Source organism: Streptomyces sp. 17_S59 (assembly GCF_056930295.1).
Genome location: NZ_JBXOWD010000001.1, coordinates 974,834 through 1,001,006 on the forward strand (window position 1 = coordinate 974,834; position 26,173 = coordinate 1,001,006).

At 71.2% G+C, this 26,173-nt stretch carries 23 protein-coding genes; 4 read left to right on the plus strand and 19 right to left on the minus strand.

Annotation, left to right across the window (positions count from 1 at the left end):
- Positions 1-6: 6 nt before the first annotated feature.
- From AC1Z4A_RS04160 to AC1Z4A_RS04185, 6 genes are all read right to left on the minus strand, one after another.
- Positions 7-1,710 carry a flavin monoamine oxidase family protein gene (locus tag AC1Z4A_RS04160; protein WP_483676454.1) on the minus strand — a complete coding sequence of 568 codons (1,704 nt, stop codon included), beginning with the start codon at positions 1,708-1,710 and terminating at the stop codon, positions 7-9.
- A gap of 57 nt (positions 1,711-1,767) precedes the next feature.
- Entirely contained in the window at positions 1,768-2,592 is an 825-nt protein-coding gene (locus tag AC1Z4A_RS04165) for a carbon-nitrogen hydrolase family protein (RefSeq protein WP_483676455.1), read from the minus strand.
- 219 nt (positions 2,593-2,811) lie between these two features.
- Entirely contained in the window at positions 2,812-5,973 is a 3,162-nt protein-coding gene (locus AC1Z4A_RS04170) for a lantibiotic dehydratase (RefSeq protein ID WP_483676456.1), read from the minus strand.
- The gene (locus AC1Z4A_RS04175; RefSeq protein ID WP_483676457.1) at positions 5,970-7,340 is read right to left on the minus strand and encodes a lanthionine synthetase C family protein; all 1,371 of its coding nucleotides are present in this window, start codon (positions 7,338-7,340) and stop codon (positions 5,970-5,972) included. The genes AC1Z4A_RS04170 and AC1Z4A_RS04175 overlap by 4 nt, the downstream gene beginning before the upstream one ends.
- A 4-nt stretch (positions 7,341-7,344) precedes the next feature.
- Positions 7,345-7,878, minus strand: coding sequence for a hypothetical protein (locus AC1Z4A_RS04180; RefSeq protein ID WP_483676458.1), 534 nt, complete (start codon positions 7,876-7,878; stop codon positions 7,345-7,347).
- 131 nt (positions 7,879-8,009) lie between these two features.
- Positions 8,010-8,657, minus strand: a complete 648-nt coding sequence (locus tag AC1Z4A_RS04185; protein ID WP_483676459.1) for a MerR family transcriptional regulator — start codon at positions 8,655-8,657, stop codon at positions 8,010-8,012.
- A 134-nt stretch (positions 8,658-8,791) separates the two neighbouring features.
- Here AC1Z4A_RS04185 and AC1Z4A_RS04190 point away from each other — a divergent pair, with 134 nt between their 5' ends.
- The gene (locus AC1Z4A_RS04190) at positions 8,792-9,439 is read left to right on the plus strand and encodes a DUF4188 domain-containing protein (RefSeq protein ID WP_483676460.1); all 648 of its coding nucleotides are present in this window, start codon (positions 8,792-8,794) and stop codon (positions 9,437-9,439) included.
- Between the two features lie 13 nt (positions 9,440-9,452).
- On the opposite strand, the gene AC1Z4A_RS04195 is transcribed toward AC1Z4A_RS04190, so the two are convergent.
- The 3 genes from AC1Z4A_RS04195 to AC1Z4A_RS04205 form a co-directional block, all read right to left on the minus strand.
- The gene (locus AC1Z4A_RS04195; RefSeq protein WP_483676461.1) at positions 9,453-9,974 is read right to left on the minus strand and encodes an 8-oxo-dGTP diphosphatase; all 522 of its coding nucleotides are present in this window, start codon (positions 9,972-9,974) and stop codon (positions 9,453-9,455) included.
- A 130-nt stretch (positions 9,975-10,104) separates the two neighbouring features.
- The gene (locus AC1Z4A_RS04200) at positions 10,105-10,485 is read right to left on the minus strand and encodes a nuclear transport factor 2 family protein (RefSeq protein WP_483676462.1); all 381 of its coding nucleotides are present in this window, start codon (positions 10,483-10,485) and stop codon (positions 10,105-10,107) included.
- On the minus strand, positions 10,482-11,174 hold the full coding sequence (locus tag AC1Z4A_RS04205; protein ID WP_483676463.1) for an SIR2 family NAD-dependent protein deacylase: 693 nt from the start codon (positions 11,172-11,174) through the stop codon (positions 10,482-10,484). Before AC1Z4A_RS04205 ends, AC1Z4A_RS04200 begins: the two co-directional genes overlap by 4 nt.
- Positions 11,175-11,356: 182 nt before the next feature.
- Between AC1Z4A_RS04205 and AC1Z4A_RS04210 the strand changes: the two genes are divergently transcribed.
- On the plus strand, positions 11,357-12,118 hold the full coding sequence (locus AC1Z4A_RS04210; protein ID WP_483676464.1) for a DJ-1/PfpI family protein: 762 nt from the start codon (positions 11,357-11,359) through the stop codon (positions 12,116-12,118).
- Between the two features lie 29 nt (positions 12,119-12,147).
- Here the strand turns inward: AC1Z4A_RS04210 and AC1Z4A_RS04215 are convergent, their stop codons facing one another.
- Both AC1Z4A_RS04215 and AC1Z4A_RS04220 read right to left on the minus strand, forming a co-directional pair.
- A complete protein-coding gene (locus AC1Z4A_RS04215; RefSeq protein ID WP_483676465.1) occupies positions 12,148-12,324 on the minus strand; it encodes a DUF397 domain-containing protein in 177 nt (58 codons plus the stop codon).
- Positions 12,325-12,326: 2 nt separating this feature from the next.
- Positions 12,327-13,193 carry a helix-turn-helix domain-containing protein gene (locus AC1Z4A_RS04220; RefSeq protein ID WP_483676466.1) on the minus strand — a complete coding sequence of 289 codons (867 nt, stop codon included), beginning with the start codon at positions 13,191-13,193 and terminating at the stop codon, positions 12,327-12,329.
- A 427-nt stretch (positions 13,194-13,620) separates the two neighbouring features.
- On the opposite strand from AC1Z4A_RS04220, the gene AC1Z4A_RS04225 reads away from it, so the two are divergent.
- Positions 13,621-14,139, plus strand: a complete 519-nt coding sequence (locus AC1Z4A_RS04225) for an NUDIX domain-containing protein (RefSeq protein WP_483676467.1) — start codon at positions 13,621-13,623, stop codon at positions 14,137-14,139.
- Between the two features lie 13 nt (positions 14,140-14,152).
- On the opposite strand, the gene AC1Z4A_RS04230 is transcribed toward AC1Z4A_RS04225, so the two are convergent.
- The 5 genes from AC1Z4A_RS04230 to AC1Z4A_RS04250 all read right to left on the minus strand — a co-directional run bounded on the left by AC1Z4A_RS04230 (position 14,153) and on the right by AC1Z4A_RS04250 (position 20,669).
- Positions 14,153-14,608 (minus strand): Lrp/AsnC family transcriptional regulator, encoded by a 456-nt coding sequence (locus tag AC1Z4A_RS04230; RefSeq protein ID WP_483676468.1) that lies wholly within the window; start codon positions 14,606-14,608, stop codon positions 14,153-14,155.
- 96 nt (positions 14,609-14,704) lie between these two features.
- Positions 14,705-15,271, minus strand: coding sequence for a GNAT family N-acetyltransferase (locus AC1Z4A_RS04235; protein ID WP_483676469.1), 567 nt, complete (start codon positions 15,269-15,271; stop codon positions 14,705-14,707).
- A 130-nt stretch (positions 15,272-15,401) separates the two neighbouring features.
- Positions 15,402-17,000 (minus strand): amino acid permease, encoded by a 1,599-nt coding sequence (locus AC1Z4A_RS04240; protein ID WP_483683500.1) that lies wholly within the window; start codon positions 16,998-17,000, stop codon positions 15,402-15,404.
- A 433-nt stretch (positions 17,001-17,433) separates the two neighbouring features.
- Complete coding sequence (locus tag AC1Z4A_RS04245) at positions 17,434-18,876, minus strand: GuaB1 family IMP dehydrogenase-related protein (protein ID WP_483676470.1); 1,443 nt, start codon at positions 18,874-18,876, stop codon at positions 17,434-17,436.
- Positions 18,877-19,082: 206 nt separating this feature from the next.
- Positions 19,083-20,669, minus strand: coding sequence for a cytochrome P450 (locus tag AC1Z4A_RS04250; RefSeq protein ID WP_483676471.1), 1,587 nt, complete (start codon positions 20,667-20,669; stop codon positions 19,083-19,085).
- A 197-nt stretch (positions 20,670-20,866) separates the two neighbouring features.
- Here AC1Z4A_RS04250 and AC1Z4A_RS04255 point away from each other — a divergent pair, with 197 nt between their 5' ends.
- Complete coding sequence (locus tag AC1Z4A_RS04255; protein ID WP_483676472.1) at positions 20,867-21,508, plus strand: class I SAM-dependent methyltransferase; 642 nt, start codon at positions 20,867-20,869, stop codon at positions 21,506-21,508.
- 97 nt (positions 21,509-21,605) lie between these two features.
- Here the strand turns inward: AC1Z4A_RS04255 and AC1Z4A_RS04260 are convergent, their stop codons facing one another.
- The 3 genes from AC1Z4A_RS04260 to dpgC form a co-directional block, all read right to left on the minus strand.
- Positions 21,606-23,066, minus strand: a complete 1,461-nt coding sequence (locus tag AC1Z4A_RS04260; protein WP_483676473.1) for an aldehyde dehydrogenase family protein — start codon at positions 23,064-23,066, stop codon at positions 21,606-21,608.
- Between the two features lie 62 nt (positions 23,067-23,128).
- Complete coding sequence (locus AC1Z4A_RS04265; protein WP_483676474.1) at positions 23,129-24,799, minus strand: thiamine pyrophosphate-binding protein; 1,671 nt, start codon at positions 24,797-24,799, stop codon at positions 23,129-23,131.
- Positions 24,796-26,163 carry a (3,5-dihydroxyphenyl)acetyl-CoA 1,2-dioxygenase DpgC gene (gene dpgC / locus AC1Z4A_RS04270; protein ID WP_483676475.1) on the minus strand — a complete coding sequence of 456 codons (1,368 nt, stop codon included), beginning with the start codon at positions 26,161-26,163 and terminating at the stop codon, positions 24,796-24,798. The genes AC1Z4A_RS04265 and dpgC overlap by 4 nt, the downstream gene beginning before the upstream one ends.
- Positions 26,164-26,173 lie beyond the last annotated feature (10 nt).

Genomic DNA, 26,173 nt, shown 5'->3' on the forward strand with positions numbered 1-26,173 from the left:
GAGCGGTCAGTCCTCGGGCAGCTCGACGGGGGCGATCTCGTCGTAGACGTCGCCCGGACCGGGGTTGGTCGGGTCCGTCGCACCGCCGAACTGGCTCATGACGCCCCACACCGCGTTGAGCGCGGTCTGGACGGCACCCTCGGCCCAGCCCGCGGTCCAGGAGATGTCGTCACCCGCGAGGAAGATGCCCCGCTTGTCCTCGGGCAGCCGGTCCTGCATGAAGTGGGTGAAGAGGCGCCGCTGGTAGCGGTAGTGCCCGGGCAGGTTGGCCTTGAACGCGCCCATGAAGTAGGGCTCGTTCTCCCAGGAGATCGTCACCGGGTTGCCGATGATGTGCTTGCGGATGTCGACCTTGGGGTAGATCTCGCCGAGCGACTTGAGCATGACCTCCAGCCGCTCGTTCGCCGAGAGCGGGAGCCACTTGAGGCTGTCGTCGCACCAGGTGTAGGAGAGGCAGATGACCGCGGGCTTGTCCGGCCCGTTGTCCAGGAGGTAGGTGCCGCGCGTCATCCGGTCGGTGAGCGTCATCGACATGACGTCCCGCCCGGTCTCCTCGTCCTTGTCGAGCCAGAACGGCCGGTCCACCGGCACGAAGAGCTTGGACGACTCCATGTAGTGGGTGCGCTCCATCGCCGTCCAGTGGTCGATGGGGAAGAGCGCGTCATCGCACTCGATCTTGGAGAGCAGCATCCAGGACTGCGCCGTGAAGATCGCCGCCCGGTAGGTGCGGATGTCGCCGGTCGCGTCGGTGACCGTGATGCGGTTGCCCGCCGTGCGGTTCAGCCGGGTCACCGCCGGACGGGGGGCGCCGCCGTGCAGCGAGGACAGCGAGGTGCCCATCGGCCAGTGGACGATCTTCGCCGGCTCGCGCTCCCAGAGCCGCAGCGGGAGCTGCTGGCTGCCGCCGACGATGCCCCGGTGGTGGTCGTCGGCCTCGGTGTAGACGACGCGGAGGATCTCCAGGATGGAGTTGGGGAAGTCGGTGTCCCAGCCGCCGGTGCCGAAGCCGACCTGGCCGAAGATCTCGCGGTGCCGGAAGGACTTGAAGGCCTCCGACTCGCACAGGAAGCCGTAGAAGGTCTGGTTGTCGAGCTTCTCGACCAGCTTCGCCCAGATCTCGCGGATGCGCGGCACATCGCGCTCGCGCATGGCGCGGTTCATGTCGGAGAAGTCGGCGCCCTCCTCCAGGCAGGCGTTCCACGCGTGCGCGACGTCGCGGTAGACCTGCGGCAGGTCCTCGATCGACTCGGCGTAGTGCGACTCGCCCTTGAGGTCGACGACCGTCGAGGGGGTGTCGGGCGCCAGCGGGTTGGGGAACGGCTTGGTCTCCAGGCCCACCAGGTCGATGTAGTGCTGGAAGGCGGTGGAGGACGGCGGGAAGCGCATGGCGCCCATCTCGGCCGTCAGCTCGTCATCGCAACCCTCGAAGCCCACGGTCCGCAGCCGCCCGCCGATCTGGTCGGCCTCGTAGACGACGGGCTTGAGGCCCATCTTCATCAGCTCGTAGGCGGCCACGATGCCGGACAGACCGCCGCCGATGACGGCGACCTCGGTGCCGTGCTCCGTGGCCGGTATCTGACCGAGGCCCGCCGGGTGGGCGAGGAAGTCGTCGTAGGCGAAGGGGAAGTCCGGCCCGAACATGGTGATCGGCGGCTGGGTCTGCTGGACCTGCTCGTCCTCGTGGACGGCGGTGGGCACCGTGGACGTCATCGGCTGGACTCTCCTACTGGCAGGGGGTGTCGGTGTGCGGGCGGGGGTGGCCCGTGGTCAGATGAGCGAGCTGTAGAGCCCGGGGCGGCGGTCGCTCAGATAGGTGTTCTCCGCGCGGGACGCCTTGAGCAGCGCCGGGTCGGCGTCGGCGATGATCAGGTCCTCACCCGCGCCCGCCCGGGCCCGTACGGTGCCGTCGGGGGCGGCGAGGCAGGAGAGCCCTGCGAAGGTGAAGTCCCCTTCGAGGCCGCAGCGGTTGGCGTAGGCGATGTAGAGCTGGCTCTCCCAGGCGCGGGCGGGGACGATCGTCTGCGGGACGATCTCGTACGGGCGCATCAGCGCGGTCGGCGCGAGCAGCACATCGGTGCCCGCCAGCGCATGGGCCCGCACGGCCTCGGGGAACTCGACGTCGTAGCAGATCAGCAGGCCGAGGCGGAGGCCGTCGAAGTCGGCCTGGACGACGAGGTCCCGGCCCGGGGTGAAGCAGCTGGTCTCGTACGCACCGAAGAGGTGGGTCTTGCGGTAGTTGGCGAGGCGGTTGCCGTCCGGTCCGATGACCTGGAGCGAGTTGTAGACGGCGAACTCGCCGTCCGCGCCGCTCTCTCCGCTGTCGCGCTCCGGGTAGCCGTAGCCGATGGCCAGCCCGTGCTCGGCGGCGATCCGCGCGACGGCCTCCGCGCCGGGCCCGTCCGCGGGCTCGGCGAGATCACGGACGGCGGGCCCGAGGGCGTAGCCGGTGAGGTACAGCTCATTGGCCAGCAGCAGCCGGGCACCCGCGTCGGCGGCCCGGCGGGCGGCACGGTCCAGGGCGTCGAGGGTGACGGCCGTGGACGAGGGAACGCCGCTGGGGCCTTGGTACAGCGCGATACTCAGCGGCGTCATGCGTGCCTCATTCAGCTGGTGGAACGGGTCCGGGCGGGGTGGAGCAAACACACAATCGGTAAACGCCATGACGGTACGGTCCGGGCTCTCACCCGGACAAGGCATCGATGTTGCGCGAGGACGGCGGATTCGTTGCGCCTTTACCGGGGATCCCGGCGATTCGTTGCGCGGAGGCCGGTGGGCCGTGGCGTACGGGGCCGGATTCCCGTCCCGCGGGCCTTACGTCCCGGGCTCCAGAGGCGCCCGGAGCAGGCTTTCGCGGGTCCGCAGCAGCAGTCCCAGAATCTGCCGCTCGGCCGGGTGGCCGGCCCCGAACAGCCGATTGCAGTGCAGGTGCACATGGCTGCGCGCGATCAGGTGCCGGGGGCGCCACAGCTGACCGAGCCCCCGGAGCTCTTCGAGGCGGCCGGCGAGGGGTTCGATGCCGGCACGCCGACGGGCCAGGATGCGTGCTGTCTCGTCGCCGCCCGGCCGCCTCGCCGGCCAGTCCGGATCGCCGAGGAGGGATCGCAGGTCGGCCTGTCTGCGTCGGTATTCCTTGCCGGAGGAATGGCGGTCGGGAACCTGCTCGCGGTACCAGCCGAGGCGCTCCGCCGCGTCGAGTCCGAGGGCGGCCAGCAGGTCGTCCACGGTGCGGGCGGCGATCAGCATGCGGTCCGGGCCGGGCTCGCGCGGGCCTCCGCTCCGGGCGAGGCGGAGCAGGTCGGCCACGGCTTCGCTGTCGACGCCGAACAGGGCCTCCGAGATCGCCATGGCCGCCGGGCCGCCGTAGCGCTCCACCTCTCGTTCGTAGGTGTCGACGCACAGCCGGTGGCAGCGTCCGTCCTCGATCAGCGCGGACGTCAGGCGGAACAGCTCCGGCATGAGCGCGGCGGTGAGGGTTCGCGGGTCTCCGTGCAGACGGACCCGCAGATGCGGCTCCGGGTCGGTGTAGCGCAGGAAGAACCAGTCCGAGGCGAGACCGGTGGCGACGGCCTCGGTGCAGAAGGTCCGTACGGGGCCGGCGATCAGTTCCTCCTCGACGGCCGGCGGGCAGTACAGCTTCGCGAACAGCCAGTCGCTGCCCGGTGCCCGGAGGCGCCGGGGCACCGCTGGGGCCGGCCGGGTGGTTTCCGGCGTGCGTGCCGGCGCGGGCCGCACGGGGGCAGGCTGCGCGTCGGTGAGGACCATGGGCACGATGAACTCGCTGATGTAGCGGCCTTCCGGCCCCGGCAGCCAGGCGTGTTCCGGTCCGGGCAGGGCTTCCTGGAGCAGCAGTTGTGCGCCGGTGGGCAGCCGGCGGATCTCGTCCCGGAGCTGATCGGCCTGGGCCGGGGCGTCGAGGTCCAGGAGCAGCCGGTTGTCACCGGCGGCCAGGTAGACGTACCGGGGTGCCTGCCACTGCTCCCGCCAGGTGCGGAGCGACTCGGCGAAGGCCTCGGCGGGGTCGGCGGGCAGGGTGCGGGCGTCGACGCGCCAGGCCGCCGGGGCGAGCACGACCCGGCCGGACTGCACCCGGGGCAGGAAGGGGAATCCGGTGGCCGGACCCCAGTCGAAGGAACCGAGCTGGACCCGGCCGTCGCGGCCGACGTCGTCCAGGAACCGGGCGATCGCGGGTGCCTGCCGCGGGTTGAGCATGTGCCCGGCGCAGGGCATCACCTCGATGTCGAGTGCGGGCCAGCGCACGACGAACCTGTCGTCGCGGAGGCCCACGACCAGCTCGTCGGCCGGGATGTTCCGATCGGCCGCGGCACCCGGCACCGTGTCGAGGACCACCTGGCGGTCGCGGACCGGCGGCCGGATGGTCACGTTGGCCGACCGTGTCCGTCGCGGCTGGTAGACGATCTCGGCCCACAGCCGCCCGGGGCACGCCTCCGACTCGGCCGCGGCAGCGGCGCGCAGGGCCGCCTCGGCATCCGGGCCGAGCAGGTCGGCGAAGCGGCCCAGGTTGCGCCCGGCGGCCGAGCCGCCGAGGTTGGGCCCGACCACCACGTGAAAGGCGCCGGAGTCCAGCGCCTCGGCGGAGGCGGCCGCCACGAACACGGAGATGTCCAGCGAGGTGGGTGCCGTCCCCGGGTCCAGCGGCCAGGTCTCCAGCAGAGCCAGGGTGGCCTCGTCCAGCTCGACGGCCAGCCGGCGGTCCCTGATGGCCCCCAGCGCGAGGTCGCGCAGGGTCCGCTGCCGGATCTGCCGCGGGCTCCCGCCATGACCGCCGCCGTATCCACCGCCGTGGGCATGGGCCGGAGGGCCGAGGCCGGTCTCCGGATCGAGCAGTTCCAGCAGGGGCACCTCACGGTCGTCCCCATAGCGGGCGCGGAAGGCACGCCGGTAGGCGTCCAGCGTGCCGGGGCCGGTGGGCGCCGGGGACAGGCGCAGGAGCAGTTCCCCGGCCCGGGCCGCCTCGAGCGCCACGGCCCGGCTGACCTGCCGGCCCGCGAGGGGTACGGCCATGTCGACCTGTACCGGGCATGCGGTGCCGTCGGGGTGCACGGACCGGGCGTCGCTGATCAGCTCCGGGTATCCGGCGGCCCCCGCCCCGGCGTCCAGCCGGTCCCACGCGCTCATCGCCGCCAGCAGGCCGTCGAGCTTCGCAGCCTCGGCGCGGGCCGCGGGAATGCCGGCCAGCCGTCGTGTCACGTGCAGGGCCGGGTTGCCGCCGGTCAGCGGTGGCCGCAGGTCGGTCAGCAGCACCGTGTGCTCTCGGAGCTGCTCCAGCAGCCGCTCGGCCTTGGCCCTGCTCGCGCCGGGCCTGGTCGTCAGCTCCTCGAGCAGCCGCTCGTACGGCACCGGCGTGCGGGCGATCGTCAGGGCCCGGCGGACGGCCCCGGTGGCGCGGAGCGAGACCGGGGTGGCCGCGGAGACCGTTCCGCCCGGCGCGGGTTCGGCCAGGAAGACACGGCCGGAACGGACGAGCACGGCCGGGTTGGCATACCAGTGCAGACCCGTGTGTACGTCCGGCCGGGCTTCCAGGGCGGCGACCATGGCCAGCAGCCAGCCCATGTCCGGCCGGGTGCGCGTGCGCGGCTCCCCGGCGGCGAGCGCGAGGTCGGTTCGCTCACCCCAGGTGCCGAGTCCGGCCCCGGCGAACAATCCGTAGGGAGTCGGCCGCGTCGTCATCCGGATCAGGTAGCGCAGCAGCTTTCCGGCGAGGCGCCGCCGTGCGCGGTCGTCGGCGGGCGGCTGCCCCAGGGCGCGCGCCAGGTCACCGCCGCCGACCGCCAGCGCACGGCGTACCCGGGGATCGGCCGGCAGCAGGGTGCCGGGCACGGTGTCTGCCGGTACCGCGGCGGCTCCCTCATCGCGCGCCGCGAGGGCCAGGTATGCCTCGACCGGCAGCAGCGGGGTACGCACCATCAGCCAGTCCAGCGGGCGGTAGAGCGGTCTTCTGCCCCGTTTGCTCATGACAGGAGGAACAGCCGGTCCCACACCGGGGGGACGTCGGTGGCGGCGGCGAGCAGCGTCAGCGCGACTCCCGGGGCGCCGTCGAGCAGTCCCGGCTGATCCACGCGGTTGCCTCCCGGTTCGAGGCTGTAGTAGCCCAGCGGGCGCTCCGGCGCGTACAACTCCAGGAGCTGTCCGGTGAGTTGACCTGCGGCTCGGGCGAACACGGGATCCCGGGTGTCGTGGGCGAAACGCAGCGTGATCTGCAGCAGGCCCGCGACGCCGTGGCAGAAAGCGGGCGAGTCGATGCCCCTTCGCGGGACCGGGCGCCGGTAGGTGGCGGCCATGGCGTCCACCGCCAGCGCGCACAGCCGGTCATCGGCCAGCGCCGAGCCGGCCAGCCACAGTGCACGCGCCACCCCGGGGCTGCCGTAGCACCAGGCGCTGCGGCCTGGGGACGGTTCCGGTGCCGCACCCGAACCGTCGGGGAGGGGGAAGGCGGTCGGCCAGTTCACACCCCACGCGTCGTCGCAGCGGTTCCGGGCGAGCCAGTGGGCGGTGCGCTCCACCGCGTCCCGCTGGCCGTCGACGGCCGCACCCTCGCGGAGCGCAAGCGCCATCAGGGCGAGCGGCCCGGGGATTCCGTGGGCCAGCCCGCAGTTGAGGTTCCCGTACGGGAACTGACGCGCCATCACCTGATCGGCGGCCATCGCGCGCACCGGCGTGTGCCAGGGGGGCAGCCCGTCGTGCTCGCCGCACAGCGCCACCAGCCCGGCGAGCACGGCGTGCAGCGCCTCGGCCGCCGCCGGGTTCTCCCGGCGGCGGCACAGCAGATAGGCGCCGGTACCGGCCAGTCCGGAGATCACGTCGAAGGCCCCCACCGGGCAGCCGGGCTCGGCGCGGGCCAGTGCGCGAGCGCTGTGCGCCGCGTCGGCCGTCACCCGGCGGTCCAGTTCGGCGAGCAGCCGCCGGTACCGGGTGCCGTCCCCGGACAGCGCCCGGGCCACGAAGGCCAGCCCGCCGAGCCCGCCGAACAGGCCGGCCCGAAGGTGTCCGACCCGCTCGGCGTCGCGAGCGGCGGACGACAGGTACGTGTGCGCTTCGCGGTCCCAGCCCCGCCCCGGCGAGCAGGCGTCCAGATGGCCGCACAGCAGCGCCAGTCCGGCATCGCCCTGGGCGATGTCGTACGGTCGCCAGCGCACCGACGCCGGATAGGCGGTCTGGCGCACTGCCGCCTCGGCGCACTTCCCGACCAGCTCCGGGTCGCGCAGCCGGCCCGCCACTTCCCCGGCCACCGCGGCCGCCGAGGCGGCCACAGGTCCGGACAGCGCCGCCGTCCACCCTCGACTGCCGGTGGCCTCTGCGCCGTCCACCCGTGGCTCTGTCATGGTTTCAGTCCGTGCACGCGTGCGGGTTGCACGTGTCGCAGGTGCGGCAAGTCGCGCCACCGCAGTCCGTCTGGCACGTGTGGCAGGTCGCCTGACCGCAGTCGGTCTGGCAGGTGCTGCACGTCGCCGCGCACGTGGCCGGGCAGGTGTTGCAGGTGCCGCCGCAGGTGGCCTCGGCGCACGTGCCGCCGCAGGTGTCACAGGTGCGGGCGCTGCCGCAGGTCTGGCTGCATGTGGCGGTACCGCAGGTGTCCTGCTCACAGGTGGCGACGCAGGTGGCCCCGCCGCACGTCGGGCCACAGCTGTCCCCGCAGGTCTCGCCACAGGTGTCGATGCAGGTGAAGCCGCAGGTGTCACTGCATGTGGGCCCCTCGGTGGGGCAGTTGCAGGTGGCGCCGCCGCCTGATGTCGGCGGAATCTCCGGGGCCGCATGGCCCCCCTGCCCGCCCAGGCGGATGTCGATGTCGAACTCGTCCTGGTCGGCACCGTTGTCGTTGTCGGTGCCGGAGAAAGCGTCGGCGGGCTCGTTGGCGGCCATGTCCCCGTCCCCTCGGACAAGAGTTCCTGGATCGAGAGAGTCCACCTTTCCCGGGCGACGGGGGAAGAGTCCTGACCGGTCACCACCCGAATGGATGACCCGGGCGATCCGGTCCCCCCCTCCGGCGCCCGTCAAGCCGTCGGCGGATGCAGGCGCTGGGACACGTCTTCGTGGGCCAGCCGGCGGAGGGACAGGAGAACCGGTTCGTAGAGCATCGTGTAGGCCACGACAGACTCGATGGCCTCTTCGAGCACCAGCTCCTCCTCGATCGTCGCGTACTCCGCCTCGGCGATCGGGTGCATGGCGGAGGCGTACTGCGCGAGCACCTCCGGCGTGCAGCGGTATCCCAGCGAGCGCAGGGTGATGACCGCGCGGGTGAGGGTGTTCAGCGCGGGCGAACACTCCATGAAACTCCATCCCAGGCCGCCCAGCAGTTCGCGGAGTTCGGCATGGACCTCGTCCCACTGATCGCGCTGCGGGTCGCCCTCCCCGGGCGGGGCGACCTGCGGCGCAAGCATGTACTGGGCGATGCCCAGCCGCTCGTGCCGCCCGAAGGCCGGGTCGTCCGCCACGGCGAGAACGTCACGGGCCTGGCTCACCGACATTCCGCCGACCCTGAGCATCGCCCGGATCAGCCGCAGTCGGCGCAGGTGCGACTCCTCGTACTCGGCCTGCCGTGCGGCGACCGGGGCGCCCGGCTCCAGAAGCCCTTCGCGCAGGTAGTACTTGATGCTCGCCACGGACACCCCGCTGCGGCGGCTCAACTCGGCAAGTCGCACGCGACTCTCTCCGTTCCGACATCTCGACGAATCAACGCGAGCGGTCCTACCCTCCCGTTAAGGATAGTCCCGCTATCCATGCGTCTCCCTACCCCGACCCACCCCGACTCCCGGACGCGAAGGGCGATTTCCGCATGGCAGCACGATTCGACTTCAAGCACGGGGCGCGGCTGCTGACCGCTCCCGACTGGACCCGCAGCGCTCCGAAGAGCCGCGCCGAGCGCCGCCGGGCGCTGCGCGGCCGGTTCCTCGCCGACAACACCGAGCCCATCGCGGTCCTCCTGATCGGAGCGCGGATCAACCGCTGGCACTCGGTGCGGCGCTGGCTCCCCGTGCTGATGGGGATGCCGGGCATGCTCAAGGAACTCGCCGACGACCCCGACAGCGGCCTGCTCGGCTACCGGATGCTCCTGGGGCCGCGCTGGGGCGAGGTCATGGTCGTCCAGTACTGGCGCCGAGCAGGCGACATACGCGCCTTCGCGCACGACCCGGATCGCGGGCACCGGCCGGCCCAGGAGGACTTCTGGCGCCACTTCTTCACCGGAAACGGCGCGGTGGGCATCTGGCACGAGATGTATTCCGTGCGCGCCAGCTCCTACCAGTGCCTCTACGGAGACATGCCCGCCACCGGCATCGGCGCGATCACGGGCCTGATCCCGGCGGCCCCCACGGGCGAGCACGGCGGCTACAAGCCGTCCGACGAGCCGGTGTTCGCCGCGCAACTGGCCGACCAGCAAAGGGGGTCGCGAGCGTCGCACACGGACCTCGCGGGCGAGGGGTGAGCGGCGCCGTCCCCTACACGGCACGGACGATTGCCTGAGCTACCGTCACATTGTCGCCGGCAAAGGTGAACTCCGCCTCCACGAACCGACCGTCGAGCACGTCCGGCATCCAGTGCTTCGCGTCGTCCCACATCGCCTGGAGCGGCAGTTCGCCCACCGGATACCAGGCCGGAGCGATCTCGTCGCACTCCCTGGGAGTGCCTTCGGCCTTGCCGGTGACGAACACCGCGACCTCCTGGTCGTAGTCCGGCCGGGCCGGGAACCGGAAGACGAGTCGTGCGGCGTGCCGCAGATTCGCTTCCGTCACCACCAGCGAGGATTCCTCCTCCAGTTCACGGATCGCGGCCTGCGCCGGGCTCTCCCCCGCTTCCACGTGCCCGCCGAGGCCCACGACGTTGCCGGAACCGAAGCCCCGCTTCTTCCGCCCGAGCAGGACTTCCCGGCAGCCGTCGGCGACTGTGCGGGTCACGAGGCACAAGCACATCGATGTCAAAGCCATCCCCGCATCATTGCGCACGCCGGCACGGGTGATCACTGCATCGAGGATCAGGCCTTGGAGACAGGTCACCGGCTGCCCCGCAGCCCTCTGACGGCAGCCGGCGAACGTGCTCGCGATCGAGCGGGCCGCGCCGTGCCGTCACGAGTCGGTGAGTCCAAGGCACCGCTTAGAACATCGTGTTGTCGTTCTTGGAGGTGGACGGGATGACCTGGAGAACGTCCCAGTGTTCGACGATCTTGCCGCCCGCATCGAAGCGAAAGATGTCGATGCCCGCGTACTCCTCGTCGGGCCAGATCTGGTGGCAGTGCAGGATGACGTGGTCGCCTTCGGCAAAGGCGCGCTTGAATTCGACGCGCTTGCCGGGATACTCGGCGGCCATGCGTTCGAAGTAGTCGATGAACGCCTGCTTGCCGTCGGCGACGTGCGGGTTGTGCTGGATGTAGGTGTCACCGACGAACTGGTCGATGGCCTCGGCCGGGCGGCACTGGTTGAACATCAGGTGGTAGAACGCTTTAGCGGTGGCCTTGTTCTTCTCCGGGTCGCTCATGGTGCCACCGTAGGGTCGAGCGCCGGGTGCGGCGCGGTGAGTACGTCGAGCAGGTGGTCGGCGCCGGCGGGGACGGGGAGGGCCCGGCCGGCGAGGTCGGTGGGGGTTTCGGGACGGTCGGGGTTGATGCGGACGAGGCGTGCGGCGGGGAAGTGGCGGGTGAGGTGTTCGCCAGGCCATCGGATCACGCCGGGGGTGTTGAACCCGGCGCCGAACTCCAGGATCAGCAGGCGGGTGTCGGCGGGGGCCGTGCCCAGCCAGTCCTGGAGGCGGCGGCCCGCGGGGAGGTAGGGGGCGTCGACGAACTGGGGGCCGATGCGGACGTTGATCTCGACCTCGCCTCCGCAGTTCGGGCATCGGGGCAGGGCGTCGGGGTCGGTGACGGCGCCGGTGGCCCGGTCGTAGGCGGCGAGGAGCTGTCTGACGAGAGGGCGGCTGTCCCAGGTGGTGGGGGTGCAGGGGGTGCTGCACTGGTAGCGGCCGTAGTCGCCCTGCGGGGTGAAGATCCGGTCGGAGGCGAAGCCGGCCCGGGCGAAGAGACCATCCACGTTGGACGTCATCACCCAGTGGTCCTTGTCGCCGACCAGTGCGTGCAGGCGCTGGTAGAGGGGGTTGGGGGCGGTGGAGAAGCGAATGTCGTCGATATGGACGGCCCAGTAGGCCCATAGCAGGGCCGGCGGCAGGGGCACCCCGACCAGGTAGCGGGAGCGCAGGCCAGCGCGGTGCAGGGCGGGGAAGAGCTCTCGGAAGCGGTTTTCGTCGCCGTAGTCGTAGAAGCGGGCCTGTGCCGCTGAACCACGCCTTCCGGGAACTGGCCCGGTTGCCGGTCCGACTACCTCGGTGATCCTTCACCAAGGGAGTTGGTTTGACGATGACTTCGAACTCAGGCCCCACCCGCCGCAAGGTGCTCGGCACTGCGGCAGCAGGAGCCCTCGGCGTGGGACTGGCCGGCGTCCCGGCCGCCGCCATGAACCGGCAGTGCGAACGGGTCCGCGTGGCCATCCTGCTCTACGACGGCTTCACCGCGCTGGACGCCGTCGGCCCGTACGAAGCGCTGTGCAGAGTGCCGGGTGTCCGCGTGGTGACGGTCGGCCGCAAGGCCGGTCCCGTACACACGGACACCGGGCAGTTGACTCTCAGTGCCGAGCGGGCCTTGGCGGACGTGCCCCGCGCGGACGTCCTCCTCATACCCGGCGGCGGCAACCACGGCACGATCGCGACGATGAACGACTCCGCCGTGCTGAACTGGGTGCGCCGCATCCACCAGCACTCGACATGGACCACGTCCGTCTGCACCGGTGCCGTCGTCCTCGGCGCCGCCGGCCTCCTGCGCGGCGTCCCGGCCACCACGTACTGGGCCGCGCGGCCCTACCTCGCGGAGACGTTCGGCGCTGTCATCACGCCGGGCCGCTTCGTCGAATCGGGCAAAATCATCACCGCGGCCGGGGTCTCGGCAGGCATCGACATGGGCCTGCACCTGGCCGCCCGCCTCTCCGACGACAAGGTCGGCCAGGCCATGCAGCTCGCCATCGAGTACGACCCCAAGCCGCCGTACGACACCGGCAGCCCCGAGAAGGCGGACGAGGCCACGAAGCGGCTGGCTCTCAAGCTTGTTGCCGACGCGGCGGTCTGACATACGGCGCCTGCGCGCCACGCCGACAACTACTTGCGGATCATGGTGGTGAACGAGGCCCAGGCCGTTGCCGAGACCAGAAGGGCTGGTCCTGCCTTGTCTTTGGAGTCGCGTATCCCTATGCGTCCGGGCAGCGCCGCGACCTCGACGCAGGCCTGCCCCTCAGATGTGCTGTAGGAGGATTTAAACCAAGTCGCTTCGTTCATGGCTATACCTGTTCTCTTGCCAGCCGTTCCAGGAACCTGGGTGTCTCGCCCGGCCCCAGCGCGCCCGCGCTCATCGCGTCGAACCTGCGAGTGTGCTTCCACACTTCCGACTCCTTGTCGACCATGTTCACCGACTTGGTGTCGTCGGTGTGCACGACCGTTGGGAGTGGGGAATCGAATTCCATCAGCGTGAAGTTTCTGGTTGCACGGTAGGTGGCCGAAGCCCAGGGAATGATCTGCACCGTTACGTTGTCGAGCTTGGTCAACTCGGTGATGAGTGCGTACTGCTCACGCATCACCTCGGCACTGCCGAAGACCTGCCTGAGTGCTCCTTCGCCCATGATGACCCATAGCTCCGCAGGGCTCTCCGACCTGGTGATGATCTCCTTGCGCTCCATGCGGAGCCTGACGTGGTGTTCCACGAACTCGGTCGTGGTTTCCTCAACGGGCTTCGCGCTCTCGAACATCGCTCGCGCGTACCCTTCCGACTGCAACAAGCCATAGACCACGTTCGGTTGCCAACCCCTCATACGCCGGACATCTCGCTCCAGGCCGACGAACGTGGCCATCCCCGACGGCATGACGTTCCGGTACGGGATCCACCAGTCACGGCTCAGCGAATCTCGCTGGATCTCGACCAGAAATTCAATGTCCTCATCGTCGGTGAGGCCGTACCGCTCGCACAGGTTGCGGAGGTCCGCGACCTTGTCGAGGCTCGTCAGCCCCCGCTCCACGCGCCACAGCTTCGTCTCGCTGAAGCCGAGCCCCTCGACTGCCTGAGCCGGTGTCATCCTGGCCCGATCCCGGAGCCGCCTCAGCTCCTTGCCCAGCTGGACCCTTCGAAGCGTTGGCCCAGTTTTGACTGCCATCCGCGAACCCTCCTGTGACGGGCTCGGCAACGCTCGTGTCTGGCTCGGAGGTACCCGTGCCCGCTGGCCAGTACCCCGTGCCCACCGCGCAAAAACCCGTGCCCTGTGCGTCGAATATGCCACTTTCCACGACAGTGTCTCTGTGGCTTGCACGCCAACTCTCCCACCCGCCAAGCTGATTCAGCCACCACATCACTACTCCTGGTGACGACCCGAACATGCATTAGGAGACCCGTGTGCTGCGCGAGGGAGACCTCGTCCGCGACCGCCGACGCAACCGCGTAGCGGTCGTCGTCACCCCACCCGGCACCTACGGCAAGAACGCCTACGTACGCCGGCCGGGCAGCACCCCCGGCTCACTCAGCGGACCCGGCTGGCAGGTGCCCGTCGAGGCGCTGGAACCCCTCACCCCATCGGAAGGACCCCCGTGCACGACTACCCCCACCCCCTCACCCCCCGCATCGGCGCGTTCGCCCTCGTCCTCAACGAGGACTGCAAAGCCCTGATGGTCTCCCCCGTCGCCCACCATCACGGCACCGCCACCCGCACACCCGCCGCCCGTAACTTCCGCCTCCCCGGCGGGTTCGCGCGCATCCACGAGCCCGCCTGGGAAGCCATGATCCGCGAGGTCGAGCGCGAGACCGGGCTGAGCCCGACGCCCCTGCACCTGGTGCTGACCGACTTCATGCCGCACGGCGAGGCAGGGCGCATCGACTTCGTCTACCGCGTCGGGACCCTCCCCGACGACGCCGAGGTCCATCTCCCCCACCCCGCCACCGGTCGTGGGCCCGCCCTCGCCTCCTACAAGTGGCTCGGCGCCGACGAGCTTGACGAGCGCTGCAGCCCGTACCAGGCCCGTACCGTGCGCACCGCGCTGCATGCCGCCCGCTTCGGTCGGCTCGCCGAGCTGCGCAGCGGGCACCCCGCCTATGCGGCTGCCGCCTGAGCCACCCGTCGGATCAGGACGGCGCCCCCGAGCTGAACCTCCGCAGCAGTGGCGACAGCACCAGCACCGACTTCGTGCGCTCGACGAACGGCTCGCCCGCGATGCGCTCGAGGACGCGCTCGAAGTGGCGCATGTCGGAGGCGAAGATCTGGACGATCGCGTCGGCCTCGCCCGTGACCGTGGAGGCGGAGGCCACCTCGGGGTAGCGGGACAGGCCGCGGTGGATCGACTCCGGGGAGGTGTTGCGGCGGCAGTACAGCTCGATGAAGCCCTCTGTCTCCCAGCCGAGCGCCGCGGGGTCGACGCGGACGGTGAAGCCGGTGATGGCTCCCTCGGCGCGCAGTCTGTCGACGCGGCGCTTGACGGCAGGGGCCGACAGGCCGATTTCTGCGCCGATGTCGGCGTAGGAGCGCCTGGCGTCCTCGGCCAGGGCATGCACGATGCGTTCGTCGAGCTCGTTCAATCGCACGGCGGGTGGATCACTTTTCTACGGGAAACGACGGATACCCGGGGTATCCGATGCTGCTACCAGTAGATCACGTGACAAGCGCCGCCCCCGACACGATCAGCTCCCCAGTGCCGTGCACATGACCGACGGGCCCGGGAAGTCCTCGATCAGGGCGTCCATCAGGACCTCGTCGACGGGCTGCCCGAGCCAGTGGCCCGACTTGCGGAAGCGGCCCGCGGGGCGGAAGCCGGCCTTTTCGAAGGCGGTGCAGGCGGCCCGGTTGGGCGCCAGGACCCGGAGCCACACCGTGTACAGCCCGCCCAGGTGGAACGCCCAGTCGAGGGTGAGGCGGGTGGCCTCCTCGGAGAAGCGCTTGCCGCGCTGGTGCGGGGCCATGACGATCGCGTACTCGGCGCGGCGTTCGCGGGGGTCGAGGCGCAGCGAGGTCAGGCCGACGGGCTGTTTGTCCTTGAGGCGGAGGATCTCGAAGCGCGGGTGGTCGCGGTCGTCGAGCTGCCGGTCCCACTCCTCGGCCCGGGCCTCCCACATCTGGGGGAAGCGGCTGCCGAGGCCGAGGACGGTGCCGGGGTCCGTCTCCCATCGGTGGTACTCGGTGAGCATCTCGTCGCGGGGCATGCCCAGGGCGAGGCGGTCGCCGGTCAGCAGGAGGTGGGGGCTGCTCATTCGGATGTGATCCCTTCCGCGCCCCGGACGGCCGGGCCGGGGCCGTCGAATGCCCGAACACGAACACGACTGCCGGGCCCGCGCGGAGCGGACCCGGCAGCCAGGGATCATAGGGCGGTGCGGGAGAAGATCACTTCTTTGCGCGCGGCTTGCGGGACTTGGCCGAGGGCCTCGTGGCCGGCTTTGCGGCCTTCGCGGGGGCCTTGGCGGAGGTCTTGGCGGTCTGCGCCGCAGCCTTCGGAGCCGCCTCGGGCGCCTCCTGAGCCACCTCCGTCACATCGGTCACCAGCTCACCGCTCGCCTCCGTGGCGAGACGCGAGCTGCGCATGCCGTAGGCGAAGTAGATCACCAGGCCGACGACCATCCAGCCGCCGAAGACCTCCCAGGTCACGACGTCCAGGCTGGTCATCATGTAGACGCACAGCGCGAAGCCGATGGCGGGGAAGATCGGGGCCAGCGGCACCGTGGTGTCACCGAAGGGCACACGGACACCCGAAAGAGGGACCCGGAAGGTGCGGCTCATGGTGGGGCGGGTGAACCGCAGCACGATGACGGCGATGTTGACGAGGGCGAAGGCGAAGAGGGTGCCGATGCTCGTCGCGTCGGCGAGCTGGCCGAGCGGGATCGCGGCGGCGAGGATGCCGCAGAAGAGCGAGACGATCACGGTGTTGGCGATCGGGACGCCGCTGCGCGGGCTGACCTTGGCGAAGGTCTTGGGGACCAGGCCGTCGCGGGACATCGCGAAGAGGATGCGGGTCTGGCCGTAGAGCACGGTCAGGACGACGCTCGCGATCGCGATGACGGCACCGGCGGCGAGGAGCACCGACCAGAAGCTCTGGCCCGTGACGTCCTTCATGATCCCGGCCAGCGCGGCCTCGGAGCCCTCGAACTTCTGCCAGGGCAGGGCGCCCACGGCGATGGCCGCGACCAGGACGTACAGGGCGGTGACGATCAGCAGCGAGAGCATGATCGCCTTGGGCAGGTCCTTCTTGGGGTCCTTGGCCTCTTCACCGGCCGTCGACGCGGCGTCGAAGCCGATGTACGAGAAGAACAGGCTGGCGCCCGCGGCGCTGACGCCACCGAGGCCGAGCGGCATGAAGGGGCCGTAGTTGCCGGCGCGGATGCCGGTGAAGGCGACGGCGCAGAAGAGCAGCAGGGCCGCGATCTTCACGCCGACCATGATGGTGTTGGCGCGGGCGCTCTCCTTGGCGCCGCCCAGCAGGAAGGCCATGCACAGGAGCACGACGAGCAGGGCGGGCAGGTTGAAGACGCCGCCGTTGTCACCGGGCGGGTTGGCCAGCCAGTCCGGGATCTTGACGCCGATCGTGCCGTCGAGCAGCTCGTTGAGGTACTGGCCCCAGCCGACGGCGACGGCCGCGACGGAGACGCCGTACTCCAGGATCAGGCACCAGCCGCAGACCCAGGCGACGACCTCGCCCATGGTGGCGTAGGCGTAGGAGTACGAGGAGCCGGAGACCGGGATGGTGCCCGCCAGCTCGGCGTAGGACAGGGCCGAGAACAGGGCGGTGATGCCGGCGATGACAAAGGAGATCACCACGGCGGGGCCGGCCTTGGGCACGGCCTCGCCCAGCACCACGAAGATGCCGGTGCCCAGCGTGGCGCCGATGCTGATCATGGTCAGCTGCCACATGCCGAGCGAGCGGCGCAGGGTGCCGCCCTCGCCCTGGCCGCCCTCGGCGACAAGGCGCTCGACGGGCTTGCGGCGCATCAGACGCGCGCCGAAGCCGGTGGTCGGCAGCGGGGGACGCTTGCCGGCCGCGGTGACGGCCGGCTTTACGCCTTTGTCCAACACTGGGGTCGATCCCACAGGGGTCGCTCCGTTCATGATTCCCGGTCGGGGGGTGCCGGTCGGGAGCGACGGCCGACGGCGGTTCCCGGGGCGCGCAGGCATGACAGAGCAATCCCGTAGCGAGGGGGTACCGCCGAGCTAGCGGTACCCGCCACTCCACGTTCTGCGCAGACCTTACGAGGTGAGGGCCTGCGCTCGTAATGCACCATTCTTGCGTATGCCCGTTCGATCATTGCGTCGGGGGGCCCTTAGCAGCTGATCATTGCGCATGGTGTTATGAATCGGTACAGGGGGAGCAAAAAAGGGGCGCGACCCGGCGAACCGGATCACGCCCCTCAGGGGACCCTCGGGATTACTGCCAGCTGGCGTGCAGCGGCTTGCCCTCGGCGTAGCCCGCGGCGCTCTGCACGCCCACGACGGCGCGCTCGGCGAACTCCTCCAGCGAGCCCGCACCGGCGTAGGTGCAGGAGGAGCGGACACCCGCGATGATCGAGTCGATCAGGTCCTCGACGCCCGGGCGGGCCGGGTCGAGGAACATGCGGGAGGTGGAGATGCCCTCCTCGAAGAGACCCTTGCGGGCGCGGTCGTAGGCCGACTCCTCGCTGGTGCGGTTGCGCACGGCGCGGGCCGAGGCCATGCCGAAGCTCTCCTTGTACAGACGCCCGTCGGCGGTCTGCTGGAGGTCGCCCGGGGACTCGTACGTGCCGGCGAACCAGGAGCCGATCATGACGTTGGACGCACCGGCGGCCAGGGCCATGGCGACGTCGCGCGGGTGACGGACGCCACCGTCGGCCCAGACGTGCTTGCCGTACTTCTTGGCCTCGGCGGCGCACTCGAGCACCGCGGAGAACTGCGGGCGGCCCACGCCGGTCATCATGCGGGTGGTGCACATGGCGCCCGGGCCCACGCCGACCTTGATGATGTCGGCGCCGGCCTCGATGAGGTCGCGGACGCCCTCGGCGGCGACGATGTTGCCCGCGACGATCGGGACCTGCGGGTCGAGGCCGCGGACGGCCTTGATCGCGGCGATCATGCCTTCCTGGTGGCCGTGGGCGGTGTCCACGACGATGGTGTCGGCACCGGCCTCCAGCAGGGCCTTCGCCCGGCCGGCCACGTCGCCGTTGATGCCCACGGCGGCGGCGATGCGCAGCTTGCCGTCGGCGTCGGTGGCGGGGGTGTAGAGGGTCGCGCGCAGGGCGCCCTTGCGCGTGAGGATGCCGGCCAGCTTGCCGTCCTTGTCGACGGCGGGCGCCAGCTTGCGGTGGGCGGCGTCGAGCTGGTTGAACGCCTCGCGCGGGTCGATGTCGGCGTCGAGGAGCAGCAGCTCCTTGGACATGACCTCGGACAGCTGGGTGAAGCGGTCCACACCGGTCAGGTCGTGCTCGGTGACGACGCCGACGGGGCGGTGGTCCGCGTCGACGACGACGCCCGCGCCGTGCGCCCGCTTGTGCAGCAGGGACAGCGCGTCGGCGACGGTCTGGGTCGGGGCGAGGACGATCGGGGTGTCGAGCACGTGGTGGCGGCTCTTGACCCAGGAGATGACGTCGGTGACGACCTCGATCGGGATGTCCTGCGGGATGACGACGAGGCCACCGCGACGGGCGACCGTCTCCGCCATGCGGCGGCCGGCGATCGCGGTCATGTTGGCAACGACGAGGGGAATGGTGGTTCCGGTCCCGTCCGGCGTGCTGAGATCCACGCCCTGGCGGGAACCGACGGCCGAGCGATTCGGCACCATGAACACATCGTCGTACGTCAGGTCGTACGACGGCTTCTGATCGTTGAGGAAACGCATCCTGGCTCTCTCACCTGCGGTTTTAAACAACAAAAGCGGGTGGGAGTCAGCGCCGAACCGCACCGGATCGGGCTGCGGCTCCTGGACCCATCATCCATGATGTCTCCGCTTTACGGCGAACCGAAGACGGATTCTGTGCCTTTTGCCCAGGTGCCGCTGCCCGCGTCCGTACCTTCGGCCAAGGGTGCCGGGAGCGGGGCCGGGGCTCAGGCGCCCGCGGACTCCGCGGCCTGGCCGTGCACCGGGCACCCGGCCGGGCCTGCTTCGGGTGCCGGGCCCGCTTCCGGCTCCGGTGCCGGTTCCGTCGCCGCGTCCGCACCGGCCTCCGGCGCGGCCTCCGCCGCCGCGGCCCGGTCCGGCAGGGCGACGGGGCGGTGGGAGCGGCGGCTCAGGGCGAGCGTGAAGCCGCTGGGCATGAGGGTCAGCCGCTCGTGCACCTTGAGCTGGTACCCGGCGTGGTCGCCCAGGTGGTACCGGTGCACCAGCATGGCCAGCACCAGGGTCGCCTCGTGCAGCGCGAACTGGCGGCCCAGGCAGACCCGGGCCCCCGTGCCGAAGGGCTTGTAGACGTGCGCGGGCCGCGACCGCACGTGCTCGGGGGCGAAGCGGTCGGGGTTGAACGCGTGCGCGTCCTCGCCCCAGACCGGGTCACGGTGCAGCATCGGCGTGAAGACCACGGCCCAGGCCCCCTTCCGCATGCGGTAGCGGCCGCCGATCTCGGTGTCCTCCAGCGCCTCCCGGGCGAAGCCGGGGGCCGTCGGCCACAGCCGCAGCGCCTCCTCGATGCAGCGCCGCACATAGCGGAGCTTGACGACCTCCTCGTACGAGGGGTCGGGGTCGGCGACGTCGCCCCAGACCCGGGCCACCTCGGCGCACGCCTTCTCCAGCGCCTCGGGGTTCTTGACGAGGTAGTAGAGCGCGAAGGAGAGCGCGCCCGCGGTGGTCTCGTGGCCCGCGACGAGGAAGGTGATGACCTGGTTGCGGATATTGGCCGGCGACAGCCGCTCCCCCGTCTCCGGGTGCACGGTGTTCAGCATGAGGCCGAGCATGTCGTGCATGCCGCCGTCGTTGTTCGCGATGCGCTTCTCGACGACCTCGTCGACGATCTCGGCCATGAAGCGGGTGTCGCGGTCGTTGCGCTCCCGGGCCCGCTTGGTCAGCATCTTGCCGACGTAGGGCACCTCGACGGCGTTCTGCTGCGAGAACTGGAGCGCGCGGACCATGGCGCGGACGAAGGGGTGCGGCTCGGCGCGCTCGAACGAGCCGAAGTCGTAGCCGAACCCGGCCCGGGCGATGGTCTCCAGCGTCACCTTGGTCATGTCGCCGCTGACGTCGACCGGTGCGCCGCCGACACGGCGGTCCCAGGCGGTGAGCAGGCGGCGGGTCGCGGCCAGCATCGTCGGGTGGTAGCTCTTCAGCGCCTCACGGGTGAAGGCGGGCACCAGGATGTCGTGCGCGAGCTGCCAGTTGGGCTCGTGCGGATAGGCCGTGGCCAGCCCGTCGCCGGAGATGGACCGCAGGTCCGTCATCGACTCGGCGACGTACTTCCGGAAGCGGGACTCGTCGACGAGTTCGGCGGCCATGCCGGAGTCCGAGACGAAGACGAATTCGTAGTCGAAGACCTTGCGCCGGAAGATCGGGCCGAGTTTCCGGGCGATCTCCATGGTGTCCTGGACGGGCGTGGACGGATGGGCACCCAGCATGTCCCCGAGAAAAGGGATGCGGTACGGCGGATGCGGTATCAGATCGATGTCCGGCCAGCCGTGATCATTACGCTGGGTTGCGGTTTCCATGACCCCACCTGTTCTCGTCAGTGCGCACGATGGGGAACCAGCCTTTCCGCACGGCCGCCGCCAGTGCAACCCCCTATTCGATTGCGCGCGTTGGGTAGGGAGTGGTAGGGGCTGACACCGGACCGAACCGCTCAGTAGGCTCGGCGGCGCAATCTCAATGTCCCTCGCACGCACGCCGGATATCCGCTGGAGGCTCCGTGATCGACAGCTCGTTCAAACAAGAGCGGGATGTGGTCCATTACAACGACTGGGCGCCCACATACGAGGACCACAAGGTTCAGCGGATCCGCAACGACATCCACCAGAGCCTGGTCGACTGGGCCAAGTCCTCGGGCATTCAGCCGAAGCGCGTCCTGGACGTCGGCTGCGGCACGGGTGCCCTGATGCGGCGGGTCGGAACGGCCTTCCCGGAGGCCGAGCTGAACGGCGTGGACATTTCGCCGAACATGGTCGAGGAGGCGCGCCGCAGGCTGCCGGCCGGGCTGAACGTCCACTTCATCGAGGGGCCCGCCGAGAAAATCCCCTTCGAGGACAACAGCTTCGACCTCGTGGTCACCACGATCTGCTTCCACCACTGGCGGAGCCGGGTCGAGGGAATTGCCGAGGTGCACCGTGTCCTGAAGCCCGGCGGGCGCTTCTACATCGCCGACCACTTCGCGATCGGCTGGCTGCGCACGCTGTTCGTCGCCGCGCGCTGCCGCGACCGCTGCCACACCCCCCGGGAACTCAACCGCATGCTGCGCGACGCGGGTTTCTCGGTGCAGGGCTGGAAGCTGCTGTACAAGCTGTGGGGCTGGCTTCCGCTCATCCACGGTGTCGTTTCGGAAAAGCGCAAGTAGGAAAGCTCAAGCAGGAACGACCGAGCGGCGCCGCTCGGTGGGCCCCGGGGAATCCTGGGGTTCGCCGAGCGGCGCCGCGCTGTTGCTTCAAAAGTCGTCAGAAGGGATAGGCCGGCGCCTCGGCCCCGACCGTCACCCACTGCCACTGCGTGAACTCGTCCCAGCTGTGCAGCACTCCGTGCCGGCTGCCGTTGCCGGAGGCGCCCCGGCCGCCGAACGGCACGATGGCGTCGTCGCCGATGGTCTGGTCGTTGACGTGCACGATCCCGGTGGCAAGCCGGTCCGCGACCGCCAGGCCGCGCTCCGCCGAGCCGGTGAGGACCGCGGCGACCAGCCCGTACTCGGTGTCGTTGGCCACCGCGACGGCCTCGTCCGCGTCGGACACCACGACGACCGGGGCGACCGGCCCGAAGATCTCCTCCGTGAACGCGGGCATCCCCGGCGTCACCCCGGCGAGCACCGTGGGGCGGTAGAACAGCCCGTCGGCGGTGCCGCCCGTGCAGATCCGGGCACCTGCGGCGGCCGACTCGCGGACGATGCGGTCCACCCGGTCGCGCTGTGCGGCGTCGACGAGCGGGCCCAGTTCGGCCCCACTGGTCCAGGGGTCGCCCACCTTGAGCCGCTCGGCACGCTCGGTGAGCCGCTCCAGGTAGGCGTCGGCAACCGATTCCAGCACGATGTGCCGGCCGGCGGTCATGCAGACCTGGCCCTGGTGGAAGAAGGCCCCGAAGGCTCCGGCGGAGGCGGCCGCGTCCAGGTCGGCGTCGTCCAGCACGATCAGGGCGTTGTTCCCGCCCAGCTCCAGGGAGACGCGCTTGAGCGCCCGGCCCGCCGTCTCGCCGATGCTCCGGCCGACGGCCGTGGACCCGGTGAACGCGATCATCGCCGTGTCCGGGCTCTCCGTCAGCGCACTGCCCGCTTCGACGCCGCCCGGCAGCACATGGAGCACCCCGGCGGGCAGCCCCGCCTCCTCGAAGAGGCGGGCAACAAGCAGGCCGCCGGAGACCGCGGTGCGCAGATCGGGCTTGAGGACGACGGAGTTGCCCAGCGCCAGGGCGGGCGCGACCGCGCGCATGCCCAGCAGGAGGGGGAAGTTCCAGGGGCTGATCACGCCCACCACGCCCAGCGGGACCCGCCGTGCGACGCTCTGCCGTCCCGGTACGGACGGCAGCAGGTGGCCGTGCGGGTGGGTGTACAGCCCGGCAGCAGTCCACAACTCGTCGAGCGTCGCGTGCACTTCGGCCTCGGCCTTGGCGACGACGGCGCCGCCCTCGCGCACCAGCCACTCCACCACCTCGGCGCGGTGCTCCTCGAGCAGCAGTGCCGCCCGGCGCAGCAGCGCGCCCCGCTCGGCGGGCGGGGCCGCCGCCCAGGCGGGCTGCGCGCGCTTCGCCGAGGCGGCGGCCGTGCGGACGTCCCCGGCCCCGGCGAGGCCGACGGTGGCCAGGGCGGTGCCGGTGGCCGGCTCCACGGTGGCGGCGGTGCCGTGGCCGGCCGTCCGCCAGCCGTCGCGGAACACCTTGCCGTGCAGGGCGGTGGGGTCCACCAGTCGTGTCATGCGCTTCCTCTCGGGAACGGTCTCGGACGCAACGGGACGCAACGGGTCCCGGACGCTGCGGCTCACGCGCCGCCGTGGGCGGTGACCGGCACGTCGATCAGGAACGGCCTGTCGCCCCGCACTGCCTTCGCGACGGTCTCGGACAGCTCCCGGGCGCCGGTCACCCGGACCGTGTCGATCCCGAAGAAGCGGGCGGCCTCGGTGAAGTCGAGCTGCGGCGGCCCGAGGTCGAGGCCGGGGTAGTACCCGGCGCGGGTCGCACGGCTGCCCCGGTCGTCCAGCGTGTGCTTGAGCGTGCGGTACTCGCCGTTGTTCATCACCACGAGCGTCACCGGGACGCCGTACCGGGCCGCGCTCCACAGCCCCTGGAGGCCGAACATCGCGCAGCCGTCGCCCAGGACGGCGACCACCGGGCGCCCGGGGTCGCCGAGCCGGTGGCCGACCGCGCCCCCGATGCCCCAGCCGAGCCCGCCGCCCACCGTGTGCACGAGGGAGCCGGGCCGCTCCAGCCGGAGCACCTCGCGCAGCAACACTCCGGTGGTGATGGCCTCCTCCAGGACGACCGCGTCGGCGGGCAGGGCCGAGGCCACTGCGTGGGCCGCGCTCAGCGGGTTCAGGGGCGCCGGTCCGTACCCGGTCAGGGCCTCGGCCTCCACGCTCGCGCGGCGGCGCTCGTTGGCCCGGCCCGTGGCGTCGGCGCGGCGCGCCGCGTCGGGGACCCGCCCGGCCAGCTCTTCGGCCAGTGCGGCCAGCGTCGGCCGGATCGCGCCGGTCATACCGAGCGCGACGGGGAAGTTGCGGCCGGGCTCGGCCGGGTCGGAGTCCAGCTGGAGGACGGTGGCGGAGTCCGGCACCGGCGATCCGGGCGAGTAGTGGTGCGGGGTGAAGGCGTGGGCGCCGATCACGAAGACCACGTCGTGCGGTTCGAGGGTCTCGCGGATGCGGGCGTTGACCGGGGTGAGCGCACCGCTGTACAGCGGGTGGGTGAGCGGGAAGTCGATCCCGTCGTGCATCGGCTGGTGGTACACGGCGGCGCCGAGGGCCTCGGCGAGCGCGACCAGCTCGGCCACGGCGCCCTCGCGCCCGACGCCGTCGCCCGCGACGATCGCGGGCCGCTCGGCGGCGGCCAGCAGGCGGGCGGCCGCGGCCCGTTCGGTCGCGGGGCCCTGCGGCGCGAGGACCGAGCGGGCCGGTACGTCGACGGGGGTGTCCTCGTCGAGCAGGTCCATGGGGATGGAGAGGAACACCGGGCCCGCCGGGGGCCGGACGGCCAGCGCGAACGCCCGCCGCAGCAGCACCGGCAGGTCGTGGGCGTGCTGGACGTCGAAGACCTCCTTGACCGCGGGGCGGGCGAGGCCGACGAGGTCGCCGGAGAGCATCGGGTCCTGCACCAGGTGACGCCGGTCCTGCTGGCCCGCGGTGACCACCAGCGGGGTGCGCGAGCGGCGGGCGTTGAGCAGCCCGACGAGCCCGTTGGCCAGGCCCGCGGCCACGTGCAGGCTGACGAACGCGGGCCGGCCGGTGGCGCGGGCGTAGCCGTCGGCCATGGCCACGACGGATGCCTCCTGCACGCCGAGGACGTACTGGATGTCCTCGGCGCCGGTGAGCGCGTCCAGGAAGGGGAGTTCGGTGGTGCCCGGGTTGCCGAAGACCCGGTCGACGCCCTCCTCGCGGAGGATGCCCAGCATGGCCTCGATCGGCGTCGCCCGCGACGCGCCCACCGTGCCGCTCATCGCTCGGCGGTCCGGTCCGACTGCCGGCTGCGGAACCGGTCGACCTTGCTCAGGACGTCCTTGCTGTACAGCCGGAGCGCCTGGGCCATGGCGAACTCCGCCATGTACGCGCGGAAGACGTCGACGGGCTCCTCGGCGAGGTTGAGCATGCGGCGGTTGGCGATCACGGCCGGGCTGTCGAGCTTGTCCACGCCGTTGTCGACGGCGGCGTCCAGCTCGCGCGGGTCCACGATCTCGTCGCACAGCAGCCGCGCCTCGGGCTCGTGCGCCCAGACCTTCCGGCCGCCGAGGATGACCTTGCGGGCCGCCCTGCCGCCCATCAGCCGGGAGAGCCGGAGGTTCGCCACGCCCGGGACGATGCCTTCCTGGGCGGCGGGGAGGCTGAAGTAGGCGTCCGCGCCGGCGACGACCCGGTCCATGGCCAGCATCAGCTGCATGCCGCCGCCGATGGCGAAGGTGTCGACCGCGGCGAGCCACGGCTTCTCGATGGTCCGCGCCGGGCGGTGGCCGTCCGGGACCCGGAGGCCGCGGACGAACTTGCTGATGTAGCCCATCTCGCGGCCGAGCAGGAAGTCGGTGTAGGAGATGCGGCCCTCGTGCAGGTAGGTCAGGTTGATGCCGGCGCTGAAGACGCGCCTGCCCAGGTAGCGCGGGTGGGTCATGGGCGCGCCGCGCAGCACTCCGACCGTCACCTGGTCGTCGAGCAGGGCGAGGTCGACGGCGGTCTCCATGTCCGCGATGAGTTCGTTGTCCTCGGCGTTGAGGAAGAGCTGGTTGTGGATCGTCAGGTGGGCGGCGGGGCCGCGGCGTTCCACGTGGACAGTGCCGAGGTCGAGGTCGCCGGTGGACCGGAACTCGGACAGCAGCTCCTCGGCCCGGGGCGTGGGCCGCAGCATGCTGTCGACGAGGTGCCGGCCGGTCGAGGGCGTCTGCAGCAGGGCGCGGAAGAACATGCCCTGGTCGATCTCGTGGCCCTCCTTGTGGGCCTGGACGAGTCCGTCCTCGGCCTCCACCTCCTTGCGGGAGGGCACCAGGCCGGGGAACGCCTCGGCGGCGGCGTAGGCGAGTTCGCCGAGGCGGGGGTGGGCCGAGCCGCCGTCGGTCAGTCTCGCGTGGACGGCCTCGGTGTGCGCCTCCAGGAAGCGGGTGCGCACCAGCCGGGTGGCGTCCTGGATCCGCTCGGCGGTGTGCAGCTGTGCGGGGTCGCGGTCGGCCTTCGCCGGGAGTCCGGCGAGCAGGTCACGGCCCTGCCGGGCCCGGTCGTCGAGGGCGGCCGCGTCGGCCGTCAGGTCGCCGGCAGGCGCCCAGTCGGCCTCGCAGAATGCGGCGACCGCTCCCTGCGCCGCTTCGTCGCTGCTGGTCATTGCGCTGTTC

Excerpts from the sequence above, each read along its gene's own strand:
- AC1Z4A_RS04160 (WP_483676454.1), bottom strand. The coding sequence starts at position 1,710 with ATGACGTCCACGGTGCCCACCGCCGTCCACGAGGACGAGCAGGTCCAG.
- AC1Z4A_RS04165 (WP_483676455.1), bottom strand. The coding sequence starts at position 2,592 with ATGACGCCGCTGAGTATCGCGCTGTACCAAGGCCCCAGCGGCGTTCCC.
- AC1Z4A_RS04170 (WP_483676456.1), bottom strand. The coding sequence starts at position 5,973 with ATGAGCAAACGGGGCAGAAGACCGCTCTACCGCCCGCTGGACTGGCTG.
- AC1Z4A_RS04175 (WP_483676457.1), bottom strand. The coding sequence starts at position 7,340 with ATGACAGAGCCACGGGTGGACGGCGCAGAGGCCACCGGCAGTCGAGGG.
- AC1Z4A_RS04180 (WP_483676458.1), bottom strand. The coding sequence starts at position 7,878 with ATGGCCGCCAACGAGCCCGCCGACGCTTTCTCCGGCACCGACAACGAC.
- AC1Z4A_RS04190 (WP_483676460.1), top strand. The coding sequence starts at position 8,792 with ATGGCAGCACGATTCGACTTCAAGCACGGGGCGCGGCTGCTGACCGCT.
- AC1Z4A_RS04200 (WP_483676462.1), bottom strand. The coding sequence starts at position 10,485 with ATGAGCGACCCGGAGAAGAACAAGGCCACCGCTAAAGCGTTCTACCAC.
- AC1Z4A_RS04210 (WP_483676464.1), top strand. The coding sequence starts at position 11,357 with ATGACTTCGAACTCAGGCCCCACCCGCCGCAAGGTGCTCGGCACTGCG.
- AC1Z4A_RS04215 (WP_483676465.1), bottom strand. The coding sequence starts at position 12,324 with ATGAACGAAGCGACTTGGTTTAAATCCTCCTACAGCACATCTGAGGGG.
- AC1Z4A_RS04220 (WP_483676466.1), bottom strand. The coding sequence starts at position 13,193 with ATGGCAGTCAAAACTGGGCCAACGCTTCGAAGGGTCCAGCTGGGCAAG.
- AC1Z4A_RS04235 (WP_483676469.1), bottom strand. The coding sequence starts at position 15,271 with ATGAGCAGCCCCCACCTCCTGCTGACCGGCGACCGCCTCGCCCTGGGC.
- AC1Z4A_RS04240 (WP_483683500.1), bottom strand. The coding sequence starts at position 17,000 with ATGCGCCGCAAGCCCGTCGAGCGCCTTGTCGCCGAGGGCGGCCAGGGC.
- AC1Z4A_RS04245 (WP_483676470.1), bottom strand. The coding sequence starts at position 18,876 with ATGCGTTTCCTCAACGATCAGAAGCCGTCGTACGACCTGACGTACGAC.
- AC1Z4A_RS04250 (WP_483676471.1), bottom strand. The coding sequence starts at position 20,669 with ATGGAAACCGCAACCCAGCGTAATGATCACGGCTGGCCGGACATCGAT.
- AC1Z4A_RS04260 (WP_483676473.1), bottom strand. The coding sequence starts at position 23,066 with ATGACACGACTGGTGGACCCCACCGCCCTGCACGGCAAGGTGTTCCGC.
- AC1Z4A_RS04265 (WP_483676474.1), bottom strand. The coding sequence starts at position 24,799 with ATGAGCGGCACGGTGGGCGCGTCGCGGGCGACGCCGATCGAGGCCATG.
- dpgC (WP_483676475.1), bottom strand. The coding sequence starts at position 26,163 with ATGACCAGCAGCGACGAAGCGGCGCAGGGAGCGGTCGCCGCATTCTGC.